The organism is Nonomuraea coxensis DSM 45129 (genome assembly GCF_019397265.1).
Lineage (GTDB): Bacteria > Actinomycetota > Actinomycetes > Streptosporangiales > Streptosporangiaceae > Nonomuraea > Nonomuraea coxensis.
Genome location: NZ_CP068985.1, coordinates 1,488,510 through 1,509,913 on the forward strand (window position 1 = coordinate 1,488,510; position 21,404 = coordinate 1,509,913).

General features: G+C 65.8%; 18 protein-coding genes. 12 read left to right on the forward strand and 6 right to left on the reverse strand.

Annotated features, from left to right (window positions below):
- The first annotated feature begins 30 nt into the window (after positions 1–30).
- From Nocox_RS07330 to Nocox_RS42840, 4 genes are all read left to right on the forward strand, one after another.
- Positions 31–1,317 carry an ABC transporter substrate-binding protein gene (locus Nocox_RS07330; protein WP_020544450.1) on the forward strand — a complete coding sequence of 429 codons (1,287 nt, stop codon included), beginning with the start codon at positions 31–33 and terminating at the stop codon, positions 1,315–1,317.
- An 8-nt stretch (positions 1,318–1,325) separates the two neighbouring features.
- Positions 1,326–2,606: a Gfo/Idh/MocA family protein gene (locus tag Nocox_RS07335; RefSeq protein WP_020544449.1), complete on the forward strand. Its 1,281-nt coding sequence runs from the start codon at positions 1,326–1,328 to the stop codon at positions 2,604–2,606.
- Positions 2,596–3,654, forward strand: coding sequence for a dienelactone hydrolase family protein (locus Nocox_RS42835; protein ID WP_020544448.1), 1,059 nt, complete (start codon positions 2,596–2,598; stop codon positions 3,652–3,654). The genes Nocox_RS07335 and Nocox_RS42835 overlap by 11 nt, the downstream gene beginning before the upstream one ends.
- A gap of 229 nt (positions 3,655–3,883) precedes the next feature.
- Positions 3,884–4,309 (forward strand): DUF234 domain-containing protein, encoded by a 426-nt coding sequence (locus Nocox_RS42840; RefSeq protein WP_020544447.1) that lies wholly within the window; start codon positions 3,884–3,886, stop codon positions 4,307–4,309.
- 370 nt (positions 4,310–4,679) lie between these two features.
- On the opposite strand, the gene Nocox_RS07345 is transcribed toward Nocox_RS42840, so the two are convergent.
- Positions 4,680–6,332, reverse strand: a complete 1,653-nt coding sequence (locus Nocox_RS07345) for a DUF6119 family protein (protein ID WP_020544446.1) — start codon at positions 6,330–6,332, stop codon at positions 4,680–4,682.
- Between the two features lie 140 nt (positions 6,333–6,472).
- Here Nocox_RS07345 and Nocox_RS07350 point away from each other — a divergent pair, with 140 nt between their 5' ends.
- The 5 genes from Nocox_RS07350 (at position 6,473) to Nocox_RS07370 (ending at position 16,514) form a co-directional block, all read left to right on the forward strand.
- Entirely contained in the window at positions 6,473–8,416 is a 1,944-nt protein-coding gene (locus tag Nocox_RS07350; RefSeq protein WP_020544445.1) for an N-6 DNA methylase, read from the forward strand.
- Positions 8,417–8,506: 90 nt separating this feature from the next.
- Positions 8,507–10,504, forward strand: coding sequence for a type I restriction-modification system subunit M (locus Nocox_RS07355; RefSeq protein ID WP_020544444.1), 1,998 nt, complete (start codon positions 8,507–8,509; stop codon positions 10,502–10,504).
- Positions 10,501–11,733, forward strand: coding sequence for a restriction endonuclease subunit S (locus tag Nocox_RS07360; RefSeq protein ID WP_084685735.1), 1,233 nt, complete (start codon positions 10,501–10,503; stop codon positions 11,731–11,733). The genes Nocox_RS07355 and Nocox_RS07360 overlap by 4 nt, the downstream gene beginning before the upstream one ends.
- Positions 11,734–11,783: 50 nt before the next feature.
- Positions 11,784–14,879 (forward strand): type I restriction endonuclease subunit R, encoded by a 3,096-nt coding sequence (locus Nocox_RS07365; protein ID WP_020544443.1) that lies wholly within the window; start codon positions 11,784–11,786, stop codon positions 14,877–14,879.
- Between the two features lie 78 nt (positions 14,880–14,957).
- Positions 14,958–16,514: a serine/threonine-protein kinase gene (locus Nocox_RS07370; RefSeq protein WP_020544442.1), complete on the forward strand. Its 1,557-nt coding sequence runs from the start codon at positions 14,958–14,960 to the stop codon at positions 16,512–16,514.
- A 123-nt stretch (positions 16,515–16,637) separates the two neighbouring features.
- Here Nocox_RS07370 and Nocox_RS07375 read toward each other — a convergent pair whose 3' ends face one another.
- Together Nocox_RS07375 and Nocox_RS07380 are read right to left on the reverse strand one after the other, a co-directional pair.
- Complete coding sequence (locus Nocox_RS07375; RefSeq protein ID WP_020544441.1) at positions 16,638–16,928, reverse strand: hypothetical protein; 291 nt, start codon at positions 16,926–16,928, stop codon at positions 16,638–16,640.
- A 238-nt stretch (positions 16,929–17,166) separates the two neighbouring features.
- Positions 17,167–17,418, reverse strand: a complete 252-nt coding sequence (locus Nocox_RS07380; RefSeq protein ID WP_020544440.1) for a GntR family transcriptional regulator — start codon at positions 17,416–17,418, stop codon at positions 17,167–17,169.
- A gap of 85 nt (positions 17,419–17,503) precedes the next feature.
- Here Nocox_RS07380 and Nocox_RS07385 point away from each other — a divergent pair, with 85 nt between their 5' ends.
- Both Nocox_RS07385 and Nocox_RS07390 read left to right on the forward strand, forming a co-directional pair.
- Entirely contained in the window at positions 17,504–17,722 is a 219-nt protein-coding gene (locus Nocox_RS07385; protein WP_020544439.1) for a hypothetical protein, read from the forward strand.
- A gap of 146 nt (positions 17,723–17,868) precedes the next feature.
- Positions 17,869–18,015 (forward strand): hypothetical protein, encoded by a 147-nt coding sequence (locus Nocox_RS07390; RefSeq protein WP_020544438.1) that lies wholly within the window; start codon positions 17,869–17,871, stop codon positions 18,013–18,015.
- 123 nt (positions 18,016–18,138) lie between these two features.
- On the opposite strand, the gene Nocox_RS07395 is transcribed toward Nocox_RS07390, so the two are convergent.
- Entirely contained in the window at positions 18,139–18,585 is a 447-nt protein-coding gene (locus Nocox_RS07395) for a hypothetical protein (RefSeq protein ID WP_157383176.1), read from the reverse strand.
- Positions 18,548–19,771 (reverse strand): scabin-related ADP-ribosyltransferase, encoded by a 1,224-nt coding sequence (locus tag Nocox_RS07400; protein ID WP_020544436.1) that lies wholly within the window; start codon positions 19,769–19,771, stop codon positions 18,548–18,550. Before Nocox_RS07400 ends, Nocox_RS07395 begins: the two co-directional genes overlap by 38 nt.
- Between Nocox_RS07400 and Nocox_RS07405 the strand changes: the two genes are divergently transcribed.
- Positions 19,772–21,004, forward strand: a complete 1,233-nt coding sequence (locus Nocox_RS07405; RefSeq protein WP_020544435.1) for an IS701 family transposase — start codon at positions 19,772–19,774, stop codon at positions 21,002–21,004.
- A gap of 225 nt (positions 21,005–21,229) precedes the next feature.
- Here the strand turns inward: Nocox_RS07405 and Nocox_RS07410 are convergent, their stop codons facing one another.
- Entirely contained in the window at positions 21,230–21,388 is a 159-nt protein-coding gene (locus Nocox_RS07410) for a hypothetical protein (protein ID WP_020544434.1), read from the reverse strand.
- Positions 21,389–21,404 lie beyond the last annotated feature (16 nt).

Consider the following 21,404-nt stretch of genomic DNA (forward strand, 5'->3'; position numbering starts at 1 on the left):
CCAACCGAACACCCCCTAGGAGGTAGAGCCGTGAGCTCTGGCAAGAAGACGTGGTCGGCGGCGCTGCTGGCCACCGCCGTGCTGGCGGTCACCGCGGCGTGCGGCAGTGGCGGCAGCGGCGGCGAGACCGCCGACGGCAAGATCAAGCTGCGCTTCTCCTACTGGGGCAGCGACGCTCGGCAGAAGATGACCGAAGAGGCCATCAAGAAGTTCGAGGCCAAGAACCCCACCATCGACGTCGAGGGCGAGTTCTCCGACTTCGCCAGCTACTACGAGACGCTGTCCACGAAGGTCGCCGGCAACGACGCGCCGGACGTGATCACCCTGGAGATCCGCGGCCTGCGCGAGTACGCCGACCGCGGCACGCTGGCCGACCTGGCCAGCAAGGTCAACACGGCCGACATCGACGCCAAGGTGCTGTCCACCGGCGCGATCGACGGCAAGCAGTTCGCCATCCCCACCGGCGTCAACGCCTTCTCGCTGATCGTCAACCCGGCCGCGGTCGAGAGCAGCGGCGCCAAGCTGCCCGACGACACCTCGTGGACCTGGGACGACTTCGTGCAGTTCGCCTCCAAGATCACCTCGGGGAGCGGCGGCAAGCAGATCGGCACCCAGCTCAGCTGGAACCCGGCCTACCTCCAGATCTACGCCGCGCAGAAGGGCGAGCCCTTCTACAACGGCAACAAGCTCGGCCTGAGCCCCCAGACCGTCAAGGACTGGTGGGGCATCATGCAGAACCTGATCAAGACCAAGGGCGCCCCCGACGCCGCCAAGAGCTCCGAGATCGGCGCCACCAGCATCGACCAGTCGCTGCTCGGCACCAACAGCGGCGCGATGGGCATGTGGTGGAGCAACCAGCTCGGCGCGGCGGCGAAGGCGTCCGGCCAGAACCTGGAGCTGCTGCGCATGCCGAAGGTCCAGGGCGCGACGACGGGCGGCATGTTCCTGCAGCCCGCGATGTTCTACACCGCCTCCTCCAAGTCCGCGCACGCGGCCGAGGCGGCCAAGTTCATCGACTTCATGGTCAACGACCCCGAGGCGGGCCAGATCATCCTCAGCGACCGCGGCCTGCCCGCCAGCTCCAAGGTGCTCGCGGCGGTCCGGGACAAGCTGCCGGACGCCGACAAGAAGACGCTCGACTTCCTCGACAAGACCCGCGGCGAGATGTCCGACCCGCCGCCCGCCCCGCCGAAGGGCGCGAGCGCCATGGAGGACATCCTCACCCGGTACTCCGAGGAGGTCATGTTCGGCCGGATGACGCCTGACGACGCCGCCCAGAAGTTCATCACGGAGGCCAACGCCTCCATCGCCGGCTGAGGAGAGACATGAGGTACGCGTTCGTCGGGCTCGGGCACCGCGCGCAGATGTACGTCGACGCGCTGCTCGGAGAGTGGCGTGACGCCGGCACCATCGTCGCCCTGTGCGACCTCAACCGGACCCGCATGGACTACTACGTCGAGCGGATCGGCCAGGAGGTGCCGTGCTTCGCGCCCGATGAGTTCGACAAGGTGCTCGAGCTCGCCGACGCGGTCATCGTCACGACCGTCGACGCCACGCACGCCCGCTACGTGTGCGCGGCGCTCGACGCCGGTCGGGACGTCATCGTCGAAAAACCGCTCACCGTGGACGCCGAGGGCTGCGCGGCCATCGCCGCCGCCGCGGAGCGCAGCAGCGGCAAGCTGATCGTCACCTTCAACTACCGGTACTCCCCGCGCAACTCCGCGGTGCGCCGGCTGCTCATGGAGGGCGCGATCGGCGAGGTGACCTCCGTGCACTTCGAGTGGACGCTGGACACCATCCACGGCGCCGACTACTTCCGCCGCTGGCACCGGCAGCGGGCCAGCTCGGGCGGGCTGCTCGTGCACAAGTCGACCCACCACTTCGACCTCGTCAACTGGTGGCTCGGCGCCGCGCCCGAGCTCGTCTTCGCCCAGACCGACCTGCGTTTCTACGGCGCCGCCAACGCGAGGGAGCGCGGCGTCGAGGAGCGCCCCGAGCGAGGGCAGGGCGCTCCCGGGCTGGGCTCGGACCCGTTCATCCTGGACATCTCCGCCGATCCCCGGCTCAAGCGCCTCTACCTGGACGCCGAGCACGAGGACGGCTACGTCCGGGACCAGGACGTCTTCGGCGAGGGCATCGACATCGACGACAACATGTCGGTGCTGGTGCGCTACACCAACCGGGCGATCCTCACCTACTCGCTGCACGCCCACGCTCCGTGGGAAGGCTACCGGGTCGCCTTCAACGGCACCGCCGGGCGGCTGGAGCTGGACGTCGTCGAGCGGGAGTGGACGCCGCCGCACGCGGCCATCGACCCGAGCGCGGCCGCCAAGGAGCACGCGACCGGCTCGTCCGAGCGGCTGCTGCTGCGGCGGCACTGGAGCGAGCCGGAGGAGATCGCCATCGAGAGCGGCGCGGGCGGGCACGGGGGCGGTGACCGGCTGCTGCTGAACGACGTCTTCCGCGGGCCGGACGGCGACCCCCTGGCCCGCCAGGCGGGCTACCGCGACGGCATCCGCAGCGTGCTGACCGGCGTCGCCGCCACCCTCTCCGCCCGCACCGGCGCCCCGGTCCACCTGTCGGACCACGGCACCCGTGTCGGCTGAGCTCTTCCGGGAGCTGGCCGGGGTCACCGGGGCGCAGTTCGGGGTTTACCCCGAGCCCGGCCCGGAGCTGCGGGAGGCGGCGCGGGACGCGATGGGGGTGCTCGACCTGCACGCTGACGACGTGCGGGTGGAGCGCTCCTGGACCGACGGCGACCTGTACGGCGAGGAGCTGTCGTGGTCCGTCGGCTTCGGCCCGCGCACCCGCGCGTTCCTGCTCAAGCCCGCGGACGCGACCGGCCCGCTCTCTGGCCCGCTCCCCGGCGTGGTGGCGCTGCACTGCCACGCCGGCATGAAATGGGCCGGCAAGGAGAAGATCGCCGACGCCCCCGAGGGCCCGTCCCCTGAGGTGGCGAGGCTGCGCGCGGACCTCTACGGCGGCCGGGCGTTCGCCAACGCCCTGGCCCGCCGCGGTTTCGTGGTCCTCGCGCACGACGTGTTCGTGTGGGGCAGCCGCCGCTTCCCGCTCGACCTGCCGCCGGGCCCGGAGAGCGAGGCCGACCGCTACGACGCCGCCGCCGGCGCCCACGAGCACGTGGTGGCCAAGCACTGCGCCGTGCTCGGCACCTCGTTCGCCGGGGTCGTCGCCGGCGAGGACCTGGCCGCCGCGGCGTACCTGCGCTCCCGTCCCGACGTGTCGAGGACCGGCTGCGCGGGCCTGTCGGGCGGCGGCCTGCGCGCCGGGCTGCTCGGCGCGTTCGACGAGCACATGGACGCGGTCGTGGTGGCCGCGATGGCCAGCAGCTACCGCGACCTGCTGGACGGGCACGTCGCCCGGCACACCTGGATGTTCTACCCGCCTGGCCTGCCGCGCCTGGCCGACTGGCCGGACCTGGTGGCCTCCCGCGCCCCCGCCCCGCTCATGGTGCAGTACGCCACCCGCGACGAGCTGTTCCCCGCCGCGGGCATGCGCCGCGCCCACGAGACGATCGCCGCCCGCTACCGGGACGCCCCCGGCGCGTACGAGGCGGTCTTCGCCGGCGTGCCGCACAGCTTCGACGTCCCGATGCAGGAGCGGGCCTTCGACTGGCTGGCCGGCGCCCTCGCCTAGTTGCCGCGTTGTCCTCTCAGCGATCGGCAGCGGTGCGCGGAACTTCACCAACATCGCCCGCGCCGCCGGCGGGATCGGGGCGACCCCGCTCCATCGGGCGCTGGAGCTTCTCACGGACAAGCGGGTCATCGCGGCAGAGCTTCCTGTTTCGACTCGGCCCTCGAAGGACCGCCGTTACCGGGTCAAGGACTCCCACCTCCGCTTCTGGCTGAAGCTCCTGGGTCCGGCGATGGAGGAGATCGAGCGGGGCCGAGGTGACCTGACGCTGCGCCGCATCCGCGAGAACTGGACCAGCTGGCGCGGCAGGGCCGTCGAACCTCTGGTGCGCGAGGCGTTGGCACGGCTGCTGCCCGACGCGAACCTTCCCGCCGCCCCCGTCATAGGTGGTTACTGGACCCGTACCAACGATGTGGAGATCGACATCGTGGGAGCGGACCGTGGGCCGATCGCCAAGGAGTTGCTCTTCGTCGGCTCGGTGAAGTGGCTCGAGAACTCCCCGTTCGACCGGCACGATCTCGCGGCGCTGCACCGGCACCGCGCCGCGCTCACGTCGGATCCCGTCCCGGTGGTCGCCGCCTCGCGCAGCGGGACCGACTGCACGGGGCTCGACGCCGCGTACGGTCCGGCGGAACTCCTTGCGGCGTGGTCCGCCTGAGCGGACAGGGCCGGGACCTCGATCCCGAAGATGCGGTGATTGTCCGGGTGATCGATTGAGCGGTGCCCGACCGCAAGGGCGAGCGCATCCGACTGATCACCAGGATCTTCGACCCGGCCGAGGTCACCGCTGAGGACCTGGCCCGTTGCTCCCATGATCGCTGGATGGCCAAAATCAGCGTCGATCAGCTGAGGACTATTGACCACGGTCAGCCATGTCATCCGGTGGCAAGCCGACCCGGAGCGCAGGGCTGCTAAAGGCTCGGGCACCCGGAAGCGGTGCGGCAGCATGGCCTTCCGCTTTCCGGCGGAGCTACGTTAGCTGAGGACGTCCGATCCAGATCGTGCCAGGTAGTGATGCTGTCGAGCTGTCAGTCGCCCTCCTCAGCCGAGGAATCGTTCGGGATGCCGACAACCTCGACGATCACCCCGTGATCACGCTGGAGCGTATCGGCGAGTGCGACGAGCGCGACCTGGGCGAACGGGTAGAGCGAGTCGGGAGTCAGTTCCTTGCCCTTGAGGAGGATGGCCAGCACGATCTTGCCCGGCACGAAGTTCTCTGGCACGGTCAGCAGGCCGCCACTCAGCTCCGCCACCTTCGCGCTGAACTTCGCGCGAGCATCCGATTCGTTGTACAACGTCCGGGTCGAGATCAGCGCCTGGGCGAACTGGTGGCTGAGGGGCTCCGAGCTGTGCGCCGCTTTGACATGCACAAGCGTGTGCAGGTCGGTCAACCCGTCGCACGCTTCGTAACCCTTACCCCGCCGCTGCTGCCGGGTCCGGCTGAACTGGCGATCAAGGCACAGATACCGGCCTCGTCCGAACGTGTTCTGCATGCGCACGTTGTAGTCCTCCTCGGACTCACCGGCCCGCCACGGCAACATGGTCACCTCCGACTCGGGCACGATGAGCTGCTGCAGTCGGCGCCGCATCGACTCGACGTAGCCGGCACCGCACTCGTACCATTCCCCGTCGCTGAGCTGGTAGATGCGTGACCTAATCGCCACCACGGCCTCGAACCAGCGGATGGCCCGGGCCCTGCCGATCGGCTCCTTTCCTTCACGGTCGGCACACATCTCGACGGTCCCGTCGCGGAGCGCGGCGGAGGGGCTGGTGCAGTACTGCACCTTGCACCGACGGCGGAGGTCGTCAAGATCGAGCTCCTCCCGGACGATCGCGACGCTACCAACCTTGATGCGGTATGAGCGCGCCTCGTGGCGCAGATCGACCAGGGCGGCCGGGACGGCCACACACAGCTGGGCGTCGCCCTGCCCGCGGAGTGCCTCATCAAGCAGCGCGTCCAGCTTGTCGCGGAGCGACTCGGAGCCCACTGGCCGGATGGCTTCCAGCCGTTCGAAGTCGGGCGGCACCTCGCGCTCGCTGATCTCGTTCAACCGGTGCAGCAGGGCTCGAAACGCCGTCGGCTCCAGCGGGATGGGCAAGCGCAACCCGTCAGCACCTTCGACAGAGACGCTTTCCCGGTGGCTGAGACCGAGGTCGGCGGCCTTGATCAGGCCACCGAGCTTCTTGACCAACTCGGCGTAGTCTCGGATGCCGACGCCACCGATGGGGATGCCGTCCGGGACGTAGGTGGAGTCGTGTCGTGGCAGGCCGCCGAGCGCCCGTCGACCCACGTCGCGCACTCGTGCCGGGTCGACCGCACGCAACGCGCAGTGCAAACCGAAGCCCGGCTCACGGGAGTCAGTGACCGCGAGGTAACCCTGACCGAAACCGAGCGCATAGACGTACGGCTCCGCCGCCACGATCAGTACCGCTTCGCAGTCCTGCCTGATCAGCGGAAGCGATACGCCTGTGAGCGCGGAGAGGCCAGGAGTCCACCCGGCCTTAGATGGTGGGTGCTGGCGGAAGTAGAGAACCGCCGGCGAACCGTCGATGTCGAGCTCCATGACATCGACGCCCGGCGCCGCGAGGCGGCCGGTGGAGGTGGCGTCGAACATCGCGTCCGCAGTGGGTGCGATGCCGGCGAGTCGGTAAACGGTGGCGGGCAGGGTCGCGGGTGCCATGGCGTGCTCCAAGGGGAAGAGGGTGAGAGGAGGACAGCTTGCACCGAGTATGACTGAAAGCGCTGTTAAAAAGTTCCCGCTTGTCTAAGACTGCTTTTCGCGGTTACCATCACGGCAGTCGCCAAGGGAACGAGGAGACCATGCCGCAGCAGCCGGTGTACGTGACCGCCGCCGAGATCTCCCGGCTGGCCGGGGTCACCAGAGCCACCGTCAGCAATTGGCGGCGGCGTCACGCGGACTTTCCCGCTCCTGCCGCTGGAGCAGACACCAGTCCGCTCTACGACCTGGAAGCCGTGCGGGTCTGGTTGGCAGCTCACGGGCAGACGAAATCGGGTTCTGCTCTGGCTGAGCTCCGCACGCTGCTACGGCTCCGGCAGGGAACCGCCATCGCGCACCAGCTTCTGCCCTTCGTGCTCGCCGTTGTGCAAGCCGAGCGCGATTGGACCGCCCTGCCGGACAAGGCGCTCGTCGAGGCGGCCAACCAGGCCGTGGTCAGTCTCGCTGACCTCCCGGGAAGCTCCACGCTGACCTATGAGACCGACGATGCACCGGTACTCCGAGCCATCGCGAGCAGCGTGCGCGACGAGGGTGGTCCTGCTGTCCTGGACGTCTTGGCCGAACGAGAGCTCGCCGACAGCAACTCCCCTGGCGCTTTCACCACCCCACGCCAGCTCGCTGACCTTATGGCAGCCCTGTTGCGGACCGATGACCACTACCCCGAGACGGTGTTCGACCCTGCCTGCGGCGGTGGGTCACTCCTCGATGCTGCGGGCAGTCGGGGAGCGACCGAGCTGCTCGGGCAGGATCGGCTGGAGGTGCAGGCGCTGCGGAGCACCATACGCCTGACACTGTCCCGCCCGGAGGCCTCGACGCTGGTGCGCATTGGCGACAGTCTTCGCGTCGATGCCTTCCATGGGCTGAAGGCAGACGCGGTTCTGTGCAACCCACCGTTCGGGGACCGCGAGTGGGGTCACGACCAACTGGCCTACGACCCTCGCTGGACGTACGGCACGCCGTCCCGCGGTGAGAGCGAGCTGGCATGGGTACAGCACGCACTCGCCCACCTTGCCCCTGGTGGCCACGCGGTGCTCCTGCTACCGCCGTCCACGGCCACGCGCACGCCCAGCCGAAAGATTCGCACCGAGCTACTCAAAGCGGGTGCCATCCGAGCCGTGATCGCCCTGCCACCCGGCCTCGCAGTTCCGCTGCACGTCGGCCTTCACCTGTGGGTGTTGCGCAATCCCCCTCCCAGTGCGGTTGCCGAACCGATCCTGATGCTCGACCTGTCCGAAGGAAGCGGCGACGAAACGCCTGCTTGGGAGACCCTCACGGAGACCACCCTCGCCACTTGGCGGGCCTTCCTCAACGACCCGGTTGAATTCGAACCGGTGCCCGGTAGAGCCAGGGCGGTCCCCGTGGTCGAACTCTTCGGCGACAACGTCGATCTCACACCGATCCGGCACCTGCACAGTGCGCAACTCGAGCCGGCAGAGGCTTTTCAGCAGGCCACTCTTCTTCTCAGCCAGCTCTCCCAGAGTCATGCCGATCTGGACAAGGCGATCTCGTCTCAACGATGGTCTGCGTCAGACCAGCCGAGGACATGGCGCACCGCCTTGATCAGCGATCTCGTCCGGGGCGGTCTGCTTGCCGTTCTCCGGCCTGAACCGGCCACGCCAGTCATCGTGGCGGCGGGAGACGTCATCCTTCCAAAGGGGGTCGCCTTGCGAGAGCGAGCGAGGTTCCGGGTGGTTGACGATCGCCACGCGGGAGCCATGCTGGGCGCCGACATGGTCGCCCTCCGGGTGGACCCGTCCCGGCTGGACCCGTGGTTCCTGGCCGGCTTCTCACTCACGGAGGAGAATCTCGCAGCCGCATCCGGTCTGCGTTCCTACATTCCCATCGATCCGCTGCGGTTCAAGGTGCCGCTCCTCCCACTGGAAGAGCAGGTCCGGTACGGCTCCGCCTTCCGCGAGCTGCACCGGTTGGAGGAGGCAACCCGGCACATGCACGAACTAGCCGCCGAAACCGCCAGGATCGTCTCCTCAGCCTTGACCGGTGGCGGGCTGACACCTCCGCAACAATGACTTTTCCACTGGATCAGCCCTCCCGCTCTTCGTATTCCCCTCACACTTGAGGACACTGTCCTCCCGGTCGCCACGAGAGAAGGACCCCCGTTGGACCTCGGTAAGCACTCCCAACTGTCCAACCACGCCTGGGCTGTCGCCGACCTGCTGCGCGGTGACTATCGCAGGCATGACTACGGCAAGGTGATCCTGCCGTTCACCGTGCTGCGCCGCCTAGAGTGTGTCCTGGAATCCACCCGTGACGCCGTCGCCGACGCCGCCGACAAGGGCGAGGAGCGGGAGTTCTTCCTGCGCAGGGCGGCCGGGCACAACTTCTACAACACCAGCCGCTACACGCTCAAGAAGATCGCGGGCGACCCGAAGCACGCCGCCTCGCTGATGAACCAGTACGTTGCGGCCTTCTCCGACAACGCCCGCGAAGTGCTGGAGAAGTACGACTTCGCCCAGCAGATCAAGAAGCTGGACGAGGCCGACCTGCTCTACCAGGTCATCGGCAAGTTCGCCGACCTCGACCTAGACCCGCAGGTGGTCCCCAACCAGGCGATGGGCTACATCTTCGAGGACCTGATCCGGCGCTTCGCCGAGGCCTCGAACGAGACCGCGGGTGAGCACTTCACCCCGCGTGAGGTCATCGAGCTGATGGTCAACCTGCTCATCGCACCCGACGCCGACCTGCTGCGCGACAGCGGTGTCGTACGCACCGTGCTCGACCCCGCGTGCGGCACCGGCGGCATGCTCAGCGCCGCCGAGGAGCACATCAAGACGTTCAACCCCGGCGCGACCGTCAAGGCGTTCGGCCAGGAGCTCAACCCCGAGTCGTGGGCGATCTGCCGCTCCGACCTCATGATCAAGGGCCAGGACCCGGACCACATCGCCTTCGGCAACTCCTTCACCGATGACGGCCACCTGCGGGAGCGGTTCGACTACCTGCTGGCCAACCCGCCGTTCGGCGTCGAATGGAAGAAGATCAAGACCCAGATCGAGGACGAGGCGGCGCGCGAACCGGAAGGCAAGTTCCAGGCCGGTCTGCCCCGGATCAACGACGGCTCGCTGCTCTTCCTCCAGCACATGATCTCCAAGATGAAGACGCCCGCGCTGGGCGGCAGCCGCATCGCGATTGTCTTCAACGGCTCCCCGCTGTTCACCGGTGCTGCCGGTTCGGGCGAGTCGAACATCCGCCGCTGGATCCTGGAGAACGACTGGCTGGAGGCGATCGTCGCCCTGCCCGACCAGCTCTTCTACAACACCGGGATCTCCACCTACTTCTGGATCCTCAGCAACCGCAAGTCCCCCGATCACCAGGGCAAGGTCATCTTGCTGGACGCGCGGGAGTACTGGCAGAAGATGCGCAAGTCCCTCGGCGACAAGCGCAAGGCCATCGGCGCAGACCAGATCAGAGAGATCACCAGGCTGTACGGCGAAGCCTTCACCGTGGCCGACGACCCTGAGCACCCGCTGCACGGCAAGGTCAAGATCTTCCGCAATGAGAATTTCGGGTACCGTCGTATCACTGTGGAGCGCCCGCTCAAGCTCCGTTTCGAGCTCACCGAAGAGACTCTCGGCAAGGTCCGGACCTCCCTGACGGTCCACAATCCGATCGCTGCCGGCAGCGACATCGGTGTGAGCGACCAGCTTGAGGCGATCCGCCCGCTGATCGGCTCCACGTGGTGGACGAAGGCCGAGGCATTCTCGGCTCTGCACGCGGCGGTGGCTGCCGTCGGAAGTCCGTGGCCGTCGAAGGCACCTTTCCTCAAGTCGCTCCGCGACGCCATCGGCGTTAAGGACCCGAAGGGTGAGGTGCAGTACAAGAAGAAGGGCGACCCAAACCCGGAACCCGACCCGGACCTGCGCGACTTCGAGAATGTCCCGCTGGACGAGGCCATCGAGGATTATCTGAAGCGCGAAGTCCTCCCACACGTGCCCGACGCTTGGATCGACCATGAGAAGACGAAAATCGGCTACGAAATTCCGTTCACTCGGCACTTCTACGTCTACACGCCGCCCCGTCCGCTGGCCGAAATCGACGCCGAACTCAAGTCCCTTGAGGCCGAGATCCAGATCCTACTCGGCGAGGTGACTGAAGGATGACTTATCGCATCAAGGACGTAGCTCTCGTCAACCAGAACACCTTGGCCGAGAGCACAGATCCAGAATTCCGATTTCGTTACATTGACATCGGTTCGGTGAACAGTATTGGCAATATAGACATTCCCGACGAGGATTTGACGTTCGCGGCCGCCCCCTCACGGGCAAGGCGCTTGGCTCCGCCTGGCGCTGTAATCGTATCCACCGTGCGAACATATCTCCGGGCAATTGCATCTGTTCCAGAAACGAGCGATCCACTGGTATTCTCTACCGGATTCACTGTTCTGGAGGCCAAGGAATGCATCGATTCGCGCTTCCTTTCTTACTACTGCCACTCTCAGCGATTTATCGATGATATTGTTGCACGGTCAGTCGGAGTCAGTTATCCAGCCATAAATCCCAGCGAGATTTCTGCGCTACCTATCTCGCTACCGAGAATGGATGAGCAGCGGCGAATCGCAGACTTCCTCGACGCCGAGACCGCCCGCATCGACCGCTTGAGCACCCTCCAAGCCGAGGCGATAAAGAGACTCGGTGAGCGGGACACCGCACTCAGAGATGCCCTGGTCGATGCTCTCTTTGAGGATGTAGGCGAGATACCGCTGCGACGGCTAAGCACTTTTATCGAGCAGGGTACAAGCCCTCAATGCGAAGCTGCACCCTGCGAGCCAGGTGAGTGGGGCATCCTCAAGCTTAGTGCTGTGAAGAGGGGAGCTTTTGATCCACTCGAGAATAAGCGACTCCCTGACGACGTCGAACCCGCAAGAGTAAATGAGGTCCGACCCGGAGACTTCCTTGTCACCAGGGCGAACACCCCGAATCTCGTGGGAGACGTAGCGGTAGTGAACGGAGTATGCGAAAAGCTACTCCTCCCCGATCTTATTTACCGCGTCGGGCTAACTGAAGGCGTTATCCCAGAGTTCGTGGCACAAGTAGCGATGAGCAGTCGAGTGCGGGCCTTCATACAGGCCGTTGCCCGCGGCTCTTCACAGTCGATGGTCAAACTTCGCGGGGAAGACATTAGGGCCTGGCCAATTCCTGCTGCAGCAATCACTCAGCAGGAGGCCCTGGTTGTGCGTGTTAGAGAAGGTACATCTGCAACTGCTTTGCTGCGCACAACCATGAAACGTCAGCTGACACTGCTTGCCGAGCGACGGCAGGCACTGATCACGGCAGCGGTGACCGGGCAGTTCGATGTGTCGTCGGCGAGTGGACGTGGAGTGGAGGAGTGATGGCTGCAAACCACAACGAGGAAGCCTTCCGGAGCGCGATCCTAGACGAAATGCAGCAGCGTGGCTGGGAGATGGGCCATCACTCGGACTATCGGCCTGAGCTTGGCCTGGTCACCGGCGAGCTGTTCACGTTCATCGGCGCGACCCAGATCGACGAGTGGAACCGGCTCATCACCCTCTACGGCAACGAACCCGATGCCGCCCAGCAGGGTTTCGCCAAACGGCTGAACCAGGAGATCGCCACCGAAGGCGTCCTCAACGTGCTGCGAAACGGCGTGAAGGATCGCGGCGTTCGTATCAGGCTGGCCTACTTCAAGCCGAACCTGGTCGAATCCGACGACGTGCTGACCAACTACCGCGCCAACCGGCTCACAGTCATCCGAGAGATCGCCTACGCCACCAAAGCGGCGGACCAGGGCCACCGCCTGGACCTGGTGCTGTTCGTCAACGGCATCCCGGTCGCCACCGCCGAGCTGAAGAACCCACTCACCGGGCAGGGCGTGGAGCAGGCCAAGAAGCAGTACCGAGAAGACCGTGACCCGACCGAGCCGATCTTCGCCCAGAAGTCGGTGGCGAACTTCGCCGTCGACCCCGACCAGGTCTTCGTCGCCCCGAGACTGCGCGGCAAGAACACCCCGTTCCTTCCCTTCAACACGGGGTCGGATGGCCCGGGCGAATCCGGCGGCGCCGGAAATCCGACGCCGACCGTACCGGGAAAGTATCCGACCTCCTACCTGTGGGAGCAGGTGTGGGAGCGTGACAACTGGCTGGACCTGCTGGAGTGCTTCGTCCACCAGCCCAAGAACAAGAAGGGCAGCGGACGCTCGGCGATTTTCCCAAGGTTCCACCAGTGGGATGCCGTAAAGAAACTCACGGCGCATGCCGTACGGCATGGAGCCGGTCACAACTACCTGGTCATGCACTCAGCCGGCTCCGGCAAGTCGAACACGATCGCCTGGCTGGCGCACCGCTTGAGCGCGCTGCACACGGCGACCGATGCCCGCGAGCTCGATCCCGCAGCGGTGGCCAAAGGGCTCAAGCCCGGCGTTCCGGTCTTCGACAAGACGATCATCATCACCGACCGGCGCAACCTGGACGCTCAGCTCCGTGAAACGGTCGGCAGCTTCGAGCAGACCGCCGGGCTCGTCGTCAAGATCGACGAGCGGCAGGGCGCGAAGTCAGCGCAGCTGGCGAAGGCGCTCTCCAAGGAGAGCGGGAAGATCATCACGGTGACGCTGGCCACCTTCCCGGTGCTGGTGGAGTACCTCAAGGACAACCCGACCGAGATCAAAGGCCGGACGTTCGCGATCGTCGTGGACGAGGCACACTCCTCCCAGTCCGGCGAGGCCGCCAAGGCGGTCCGCGCCGCGCTACGTGATCTCGGCCTGGACGCCGAGGACGAAGCCCAGGGCGCCACCAGTGTGGACGCCAAGCTGAAGCAGAGCGCCGCCGAGCGCGGCATGGCCTCCAACATCTCCTACTTCGCCTTCACGGCCACGCCGAAGGCCAAGACCCTGGAGTTGTTCGGCAAGCTGGCGAAGGTCGACGGCGAGGAGAAGTTCAAGCCGTTCCACACCTACGCGATGCGGCAGGCGATCGAAGAGGGCTTCATCCTCGATCCGCTTCGCGCCTACGTCACCTACGACACCTTCTGGAAGCTTGTCAGCAAGAACCCCGACGACCGGGAGGTGGACAAGTCGAAGGCCAGTCCACAGCTGGCCCGGTACGCCCTCACCCATGATGCGACCGTCGCGCAGCAGGCGGTCGTCATCGTCGAGCACTTCCTGGCCCACACCCGAGGCAGGATGGGCGGACGGGCCAAGGCGATGGTCGTCGCCCCATACCGGGTCAGCGCGTTGCAGATGTCACGTGCCATCAAGGAGGAGCTGGAGATCCGCGGCAGCGACATCGGAGTGCTGGTCGCCTTCTCCGGCAGCCTCGACCACGACGGCGACAAGGACATCACCGAGGTCAAGGAGAACGGCGGCATCGGCGAGGACGCCCTGCCCAAGGCGTTCGCCTACACCCGCGCCGACGACAAGGTCGTGAAGGCCGGCGGCAGGGGCCGCGCCGAGTATCGGATCCTGGTCGTGGCCGACAAGTATCAGACCGGCTTCGACGAGCCGCTGCTGACCACGATGTACGTCAACAAGAAGCTGGCGGGCATCGCCGCCGTGCAGACCCTGTCGCGGCTGAACCGGACCGCTGAGCGCAAGTCACAGGCGGACCTGGCCGTCATCGACTTCGTCAACGACGCCGAGCAGATCAGGGACTCTTTCCGCCCTTACTTCGAGGAGGCGGAGACGCTCCCCTCGGACCCGAACCTGCTGTACACGGCGTTGAGCAAGGTCATGGGTCACCAGGTGCTCTACAAGCAGGAGATGCTCGCCTTCGCCGCAGCGCTCTTCGCGGCCGATGAGGCCAGGGTCTCTCGCGAGAAGCTGCACGCTGAGCTCTACCGGCTGCTCGCGCCCGCTGTCAGCCGGTTCAAGGACCTGCTGGACAGTGAGGACGAGGACGACCAGGAGAAGGCCGAGAACTTCCGGTCCGACCTGGACGCCTATGTCAGCAAGTACGGATTCCTCTCTCAGGTCATCCCCTACCAGGACGAGGACCTGGAGCTGCTCTACGTTTACGGCCGCTACCTGCTGGCCCGGCTCCCCCACGGAGCCAGGGGTGACGTGGACCTGGGCGAGATCGACCTCACGCATGTCAAGACCGAGAAGACCGGCGAGCACGACCTCGGCCTCACCCCGGAAGGCGCTTCCGTTCTCAAGGGCTTCGGCGACGGTTCCGGCCGGTCCAAAGAGGAGGAGAAGTCGCTGCTGTCGGAGCTGATCGAGAAGTTCAACGAGAAGTTCGGCACCAGCTTCACCGAACGAGACATGATCGTCCCGTTCAACGAGGCCGTCGCCGACCACGAGGTACGGCAGGCCGCCGTCGCCAATGTGGACCCGGACAACTTCGGGCACGTCTTCAACAAGGTCTTCGAGGAGAAGGTCGCCGACCACGTCGACAACCTGAAGACGCTCGGCGACAGGTTCTTCGACAAGGACCCCACGTTCAAGGTCGCGCTCACCAAGACCGCCCGCCGGGCGGCCTGGCGGCTCATCCGTGAGCAGGAGGGGCTCGACGACGTGGCGTGACGGCTTCTGTTGGACAGTCGAGCTCTTCCATGGTCACACTGATCACCAAACGTGCTGAGGACGACTCGTGGAGACAACGTGTCGATTGAACCCGTCGCCGGGCGATACGAGCTGACCGAGAAGATCAGTACCGGCGGCATGGGCACGGTCTGGCGCGGCTACGACGCCGTGCTCGACCGCGAGGTCGCGGTGAAGGTAATCCGGACAGACGTGGTCACGTCCATACGAGATGCCAAGGAGCTCGCCGACCGTTTCCGGCGTGAGGCCCGTATCACCGCGCGCATTCGTCACCATGGCGTGCCCCAGGTCTACGACGCTGTTCTCGAAGAGCCCTATGAGCAGCTCTACCTGGTCATGGAGTACATCCACGGCACCAGCCTGCGCTCCTACGTCAGTCCGGGTGCTCTCCTGCCGATCCCCTGGGCGGCGGCGATGGCCGCACAGATCGCCACTGTCCTCTCCCACGCCCACGCCATTCCCGTCGTCCACCGTGACCTCAAGCCCGACAATGTGCTGGTCAGCGCGGACGGCACGGTCAAGGTGCTCGACTTCGGCATCGCCGCGATCCTCCGCCCTGATGTGCCGCAGCTGACCAGGCTCGGCATCCCGATGGGGACCTACCAGTACATGTCGCCCGAGCAGACCCGGGCCCGTCAGGTCACCCCACAGAGCGATCTCTACGCCCTTGGCTGTCTCCTCCACGAGCTGCTCACCGGCCAGCCAGTCTTCGACGGCCCCACCGAGGACGACTTCGTTGAGCAGCATCGCCATTCCCGACCGACGCTGGTTCGCGTGCTACGCCCCGAAGTGCCCGAGGACCTGGAGAAGCTTGTCCTCGAACTGCTGGCCAAGAAGCCCGAGCAGCGCCCATCGGATGCGTACGCGGCCTACGTCAGCCTTCTGCCGTTCTTACCTCCGCCGGGATCACCCGCGCCGCAGAGCGGCCCTCAGTTCGCCGGATGTCCGGATCCCACCCAGATGTATCGCCGCCCGAACGCCCCACGCCCGCCCGAGGCCGCCCCCAGCGTCCCCGAGCCAGCACCTGCTCCTTCTCCAGGTGGAGTGGTCGACACCAACTTCAAGGATGCCGTCGCCGCCGCCAACAGTAAGGTCACCGAGCTCCTTGACGACGAGCGCTACGTTCAGGCAGCAGACGCCCTCCAGGACGTGATCGACTCAGGTTCAGCCGCCCTTGGGGCCCGCCATCCACGAGTCCTCGCCCTGCGCAAGAAGAGGGCCGCGATTCTGTTCGTCGGCGGCGATTATCGCCGATCGCTACCGGAGTTCGACGACCTCAATCGGGCCTATGAGGCCACCGAAGGACCGACTGGCAACAACGTCATCGACTGCCGCCGCCACGCGGCAGACTGCCGCGCGGAACTCGGCCACGTCACTAGTGCGCTCCGGGAGTACCACGAAGTTCTGAGTTTGGTCCGCGCGAAGGAGAGCGACATCTCCCAAACCGCCATCGAGGTCCGGCGCAGCATCGGGACGCTCCTCGCCAGCGAGGGCGATGTCACGGCGGCACACGAGATACTAACCCCGCTGTTCGACGACCTCCGCATCCTCTACGGACCAGACCACGAAGAGACACGAGAAGTAGCAGAGATGCTTGGATATCTTGCGGACGGGTAACAACACGAACCTGCCTATGTATGATCTTCCGGGCCTGGCCAGCGGAGTCCACCAAGGGACATCAGCTGACATCGACGCCAGCCGATGCAGTACAGAACCTTCCGACTTCTCAGTGAGTCGTTCTCAGTAACCGAAGATCGCGTTGTGTGATGCCGAGATGGTCCAATCGTGCTCGTGGTGCAGTAGCACGAGTGCGGCTCGGACGATCTGCCCGATGCGCCAGGGGTCTCGGCCCATCGTGTCGATGGCATGCTTCTGAACTGCAGCTTTGCTGTCTTGCGCCACTGCTTCCATAGCTTTGAAGTTCGCTGCCCTGGCTGGGGCCGCCCAGTCTGTTTGGTGGGTGTAGAGGATGACGTGCTTGGGATCGCTCTTGGGGCCCATGATGCCGGTGATCTCGCACGTGATCCCCATCTCCTCTCTAGCCTTCCCGGATAGCGGCTGCTGGGATGGCTCGCCCAGCGCGTTGTCCCGTCCCGCTGGGGAGGACTTAGTTGCCGCTGCCGGTATGGCGGATCAGGAGGAGGGTCGCCGGCCTCATTGAGGGTCATGTTGTTGACAGAAGGCGCGAGGCTGTTCAGCTCGTGCGCGTCCGGGTCGTTGTTGGCGATCCGCCTGCTCACGTCATGCAGCCTGCTCGGGCTGGAGGTGTTCAGCTGTGTGCAGGTTCGGTGTCAGACGGTGGGCTGACGAAGCTGCCCATGTGCGGGATGGTGTAGAGGAGGCCCTCTTCGCGGAGGGCGCGTACCGCTTTGCGGGCAGTGTCGCGAGCGATGCCGAATTCCTGGACGAGTGAGAGCTCGGAGACCAGGTACTTGGGCGGATAGGTGCCGGACTGGATGCGCTGACGAATGATGTCTGCCACCTGCTGCCACTTCGGCCGGTCGGGCTCGAACTCGAACATGGGTCCACGGTAGAAAACCGGGGCTGTCGCCCCACGCTCGCCTACGTGGGTAGACGTGGGTAGACATAGCCTGTACGGTGACTGCATGTCAGCACGCGGCTATGACCTCGACATACTTCGCGCGGCGTTCCCGGCCTGGTCGCTGTTCTGTAGCGACGCGGGCGTCTTCTACGCGACCCGGCGCGGTGTCCGTCTCCGGGATGCCGACATCGACAAGGGGCTGTGGCAAACCGTCAGTGCGGACGACGCGGAGGTCTTCGTGTCGCTGCTTCGGGATCAGACTCAGATGACGGTGAGGTCGTGAGTGTCGGTCCGCCCCCGTGCTTCAAGCATCACGGCCCCCATGTGTCGGCTGACCGAGTGGGGGCGGTACGAGTGGAGTGGTCGCCGATCCTGCCTCGAGCCGACCGGCTGCGGATCCGCGACCATTCGTGCTCGTGTAGGTACCCGATGTTCGAGCTCTGCACGGCCGGGGGTCTGTGGTTCGTCCGGTGCCACCCGGCCGAGGACCCCGCGGGCATCCTGGAGAGCGCGTGGATGCCCGCTCGCGCCGCACAAAAGCTGTGGGAGCAGATCCTCAGCGGCGAGGCGCAGTAACTGTGGAGTGCTCGCGCGCTGGTTGAAGAAGGCGCCGGCAGTCTGCTGGGCGATCTCTTGCGGGGTGGCCAGATAGGTGTGGAAGCAGCGGTGGAACAGACCGCACGGGCGAGCATCACAGAGTCAGAAAGACTCGTCGTCATCCTCGTCGTCAGCGTTGCAGCTGGCGATCCATTCCTCGATGAATTTGGCACCCTCCTTGGCGAGGACTACGGCCTCTCTGGGGGCGGGGCCGAGGGAGTCGAAGAGGTTGCCGGGGTCGACGGGCTGGCCGAGGGTCACCAGGTAGCAGGATAGGCCGGTGCTCATCTGTCGGGCCATCGAGGAAACGAACGCGTTCCGACGGAATCTGTTGCACAGCAGGAGCAGGCCCTGGCGCTCAAGCTCCTGTCTCAATTCCGTCAGCGGGTCCTCGAAGTCCACGGGGGAGCGGAACACCAGAGGCGGAGCGTTCTGCAGGTCGAAGCGAAGCTCAAGTATCTCGTCATCGTCGAGGGCTCGCAGGGTCACGACGCATGGCAGGCGTGACTCATCAGCGAGCCTTACCGCTTCCAGTCGGTACATGCTCACCTCTCGGAACATAATGCGGGTTGGGGATCCATGTATCAGGCTCGCCAAGCTTTCCCAGCTTCCAGGCGCCTCTGATCTGCCCGGGTTCGATCCTGGTGAAGAAGATCTCCTGCTCCGGCTTCAGGTGCTTGAAACCCTTCCGGTACTCCACACCCTTGCCGTTGCCCCAGTTGTCAATCTCATAGATGAACCCTCTGTGCCTGATCGCGAACCCGCGTGCGACGTCCTTGCTCTTCGATGCGGCGATCAGACCGTTCCCGCCAGCTAGATGCTTTTCGAGACTCATCTCCGGATTCCGCGCGGTCATGCCGTCCTCGAATATCTTCTCCGTCAGCCGGCCGTCGCCCCGAAACAGCGGCGGTACCTCTTTGGTTACGTGTCCAGCAGTCCCTTTGCCAGGTGTAGGTGCTTTCGCCGAGACACGCGCCTTCGTGCTCTCCGCTGCTTTGGCCAGTGCTCCGGTGACGCGCTTGCCGCCAGAGGCCACGGCGCTCGACCCGCCGGATCCCAACGCCGCGAGGATGTCCGGAACAAGGCGGCCGAAGGCCCGTTCGGGGTTGGATACCCAGGTTTCCCAGTCCACCGCCGACTTGACGAACCCGAGCGGATCCTGAACGCCTGCGATGACGGCTTGGGCGACGTCGTTGGCGTCGCGCTCCCACCCCATGTAGTCGAAGATGATGCGGTTGGGGGTGTACTTCAGGACCATCTCGCCTAACCCGGTCACGCCCTCGACAGCCCCCTTGGCGAGTTCGATCGCCGGGTCTCCGGAGTTCAGGTTCGGGTCGAAGGCGGCTTGGAGCTGCTGGCCCAGGCGGTCCCGGATTCCTCCTGCGACGGGAAGCACTGCGCCAGGGGCAAGAAGCGACTCGTCGACCATGACAGGCTTACCGCCGTTGAACAGTTCCGGCTTGTCGAGTTCCATCCGCTCCAAGAGCAGTAATCGCCGGTTGATCTCCGGGCCTTGTTGTCCGGCCCAAGCGGCTACCTGGCGGATCTGGTTGGCCGGCATCGGTGATAACCAAGCCCCGCGCAGCAGCTCCCATAACTCGTCGCCAATGGAGCCGAGTGAGGTTTCGGCCGCTTGCATGGCCGCCTTCAGCGCTCGGACGCCTCCGGTACTACATCGGTAGATCTTTAAGCTATTCGCCATCATGACGGTGCGTGTATAGGCGATGGTCTGCAAGTGACCTTGTGTCTCACCTACGATCTCGTCGTGTCCTGGGATGCCGAACTCACGGCGCTGACCTCACGGATCGCCGATCGGCTGTTCAAGCGACCGGAACCGAAGGCGACGTTCGGTGATCTGGTTCGCGGGCTGCTGGCCGACGTGCCACGCAAGAATTCCTGGCAGCTGGCCGACCATCTCGGACACGCCACCGCCAATCCGATCACCTGGTTGCTGTCACGGGCCGCCTGGGACGCAGATGCGCTGCGTGATGAGGTACGCGCCTACGTGCTGCAGCATCTGGGCAGGCCGGATGGGGTGCTCATCGCCGACGACACACAGGCGATCAAGAAGGGCGACAAGTCAGTCGGGGTGGCCCGACAGTACTGCGGGCTGACCGGCCAGGTGGAGAACTGCCAGGTGATGCCGATGCTCACCTACGCCTCCGCGGCCGGGCACGCTTTCATCAACCGGCGACTGTACCTGCCCGAGGGCTGGGCCACCGACCTCGAACGGCGACAGGTGGCGGGCGTGCCGGAACCGATCGAATTCGCCACCAAGCCTCAGCAGGTGATCGACATGCTGGCCGAGGAACTGCAGGCCGGCACGCCGTTTCGCTACCTGGCCGCCGACTCCGGGTACGGCCGCGACCCCGCGCTGCGCGCTTACTGTCACGCCCAGCAGATCTCCTATGTGATGGCCGTCCCGGTCGATCTACCGCTGATGGCCGTGCGGGGCGGCAGCGAGCCGGCCGGGCATGTGCTGGACCGACTGCTGGCCCAGGCCAATGCGCAGGTGTGGGAACGACGCTCGTGCGGACAGGGCACCAAAGGCGCCCGCGCCTACGACTGGGCAGCGGTCGCTGTGAAGCTCGCCGGACAGCGACCCGCCGAAGGTCACACTCACACGCTGCTGCTCCGCCGCAGCATCAGTCATCCCACAGACGTCGAGTTCTTCCTGGCCCACGCCCGCATCGGCACGCCGGTGCCGGAGCTCATCGCGGTGGCCGGGCTGCGCTGGAAGATCGAGGAGAACAACGAGACCGGTAAGGACCTGCTCGGTCTGACCGACTACCAGGTCCGCACCTGGGTCGGCTGGCACCGGCACGTCACCACCGCCATGCTCGCCCTGGCCTTCTTGGCCGTCAGCCGCGCCCGGCTCGACGACCCTGTCCCCGGCGAGCACGGCACGTCCACCGCTCTTTCTGCCGACCAGGGAAAAGACCACCTGCCCCAGGAGAGAGCCGGCTGACTGCGCTGCGGTTGGTCCGGCCATCCCTGGCCGAGATCCGCCGTGTTTTCGCCCGCCTCGTCGTCCCCGCAAACAACCTCATCGACCATGTCCTGGCCTGGTCCCAATTCCGGCGAGAGCACCAAACCCGCGCCCTGATCAGCCATTACCGGCAGCGAGGCGACCCGCCACCTCATGATCTACGGATGTAGTACCGGGGACCATGCCTTCGAGTCCGCTCATGGCTCAGCCGGGGCTATCGGCAGGGGTACGCGCGAGCAGCGCTCGGAGTTCGTTCACCGTCTCAGTGCAAGCGCCCAGAAGGACCTGGCGCTGACCGGTGAGTTCCTGGCCGAAGCGCTGCGCGGCCGGCCCGGTCCAGATGTTCTGCGCCATCAGGGCCATCGCCCGATCCAGGCTG

Excerpts from the sequence above, each read along its gene's own strand:
- Nocox_RS07335 (WP_020544449.1), top strand. The coding sequence starts at position 1,326 with ATGAGGTACGCGTTCGTCGGGCTCGGGCACCGCGCGCAGATGTACGTC.
- Nocox_RS42840 (WP_020544447.1), top strand. The coding sequence starts at position 3,884 with ATGGAGGAGATCGAGCGGGGCCGAGGTGACCTGACGCTGCGCCGCATC.
- Nocox_RS07345 (WP_020544446.1), bottom strand. The coding sequence starts at position 6,332 with ATGGCACCCGCGACCCTGCCCGCCACCGTTTACCGACTCGCCGGCATC.
- Nocox_RS07350 (WP_020544445.1), top strand. The coding sequence starts at position 6,473 with ATGCCGCAGCAGCCGGTGTACGTGACCGCCGCCGAGATCTCCCGGCTG.
- Nocox_RS07360 (WP_084685735.1), top strand. The coding sequence starts at position 10,501 with ATGACTTATCGCATCAAGGACGTAGCTCTCGTCAACCAGAACACCTTG.
- Nocox_RS07365 (WP_020544443.1), top strand. The coding sequence starts at position 11,784 with ATGCAGCAGCGTGGCTGGGAGATGGGCCATCACTCGGACTATCGGCCT.
- Nocox_RS07375 (WP_020544441.1), bottom strand. The coding sequence starts at position 16,928 with ATGGGGATCACGTGCGAGATCACCGGCATCATGGGCCCCAAGAGCGAT.
- Nocox_RS07380 (WP_020544440.1), bottom strand. The coding sequence starts at position 17,418 with ATGTTCGAGTTCGAGCCCGACCGGCCGAAGTGGCAGCAGGTGGCAGAC.
- Nocox_RS07385 (WP_020544439.1), top strand. The coding sequence starts at position 17,504 with ATGTCAGCACGCGGCTATGACCTCGACATACTTCGCGCGGCGTTCCCG.
- Nocox_RS07390 (WP_020544438.1), top strand. The coding sequence starts at position 17,869 with ATGTTCGAGCTCTGCACGGCCGGGGGTCTGTGGTTCGTCCGGTGCCAC.
- Nocox_RS07410 (WP_020544434.1), bottom strand. The coding sequence starts at position 21,388 with ATGGCCCTGATGGCGCAGAACATCTGGACCGGGCCGGCCGCGCAGCGC.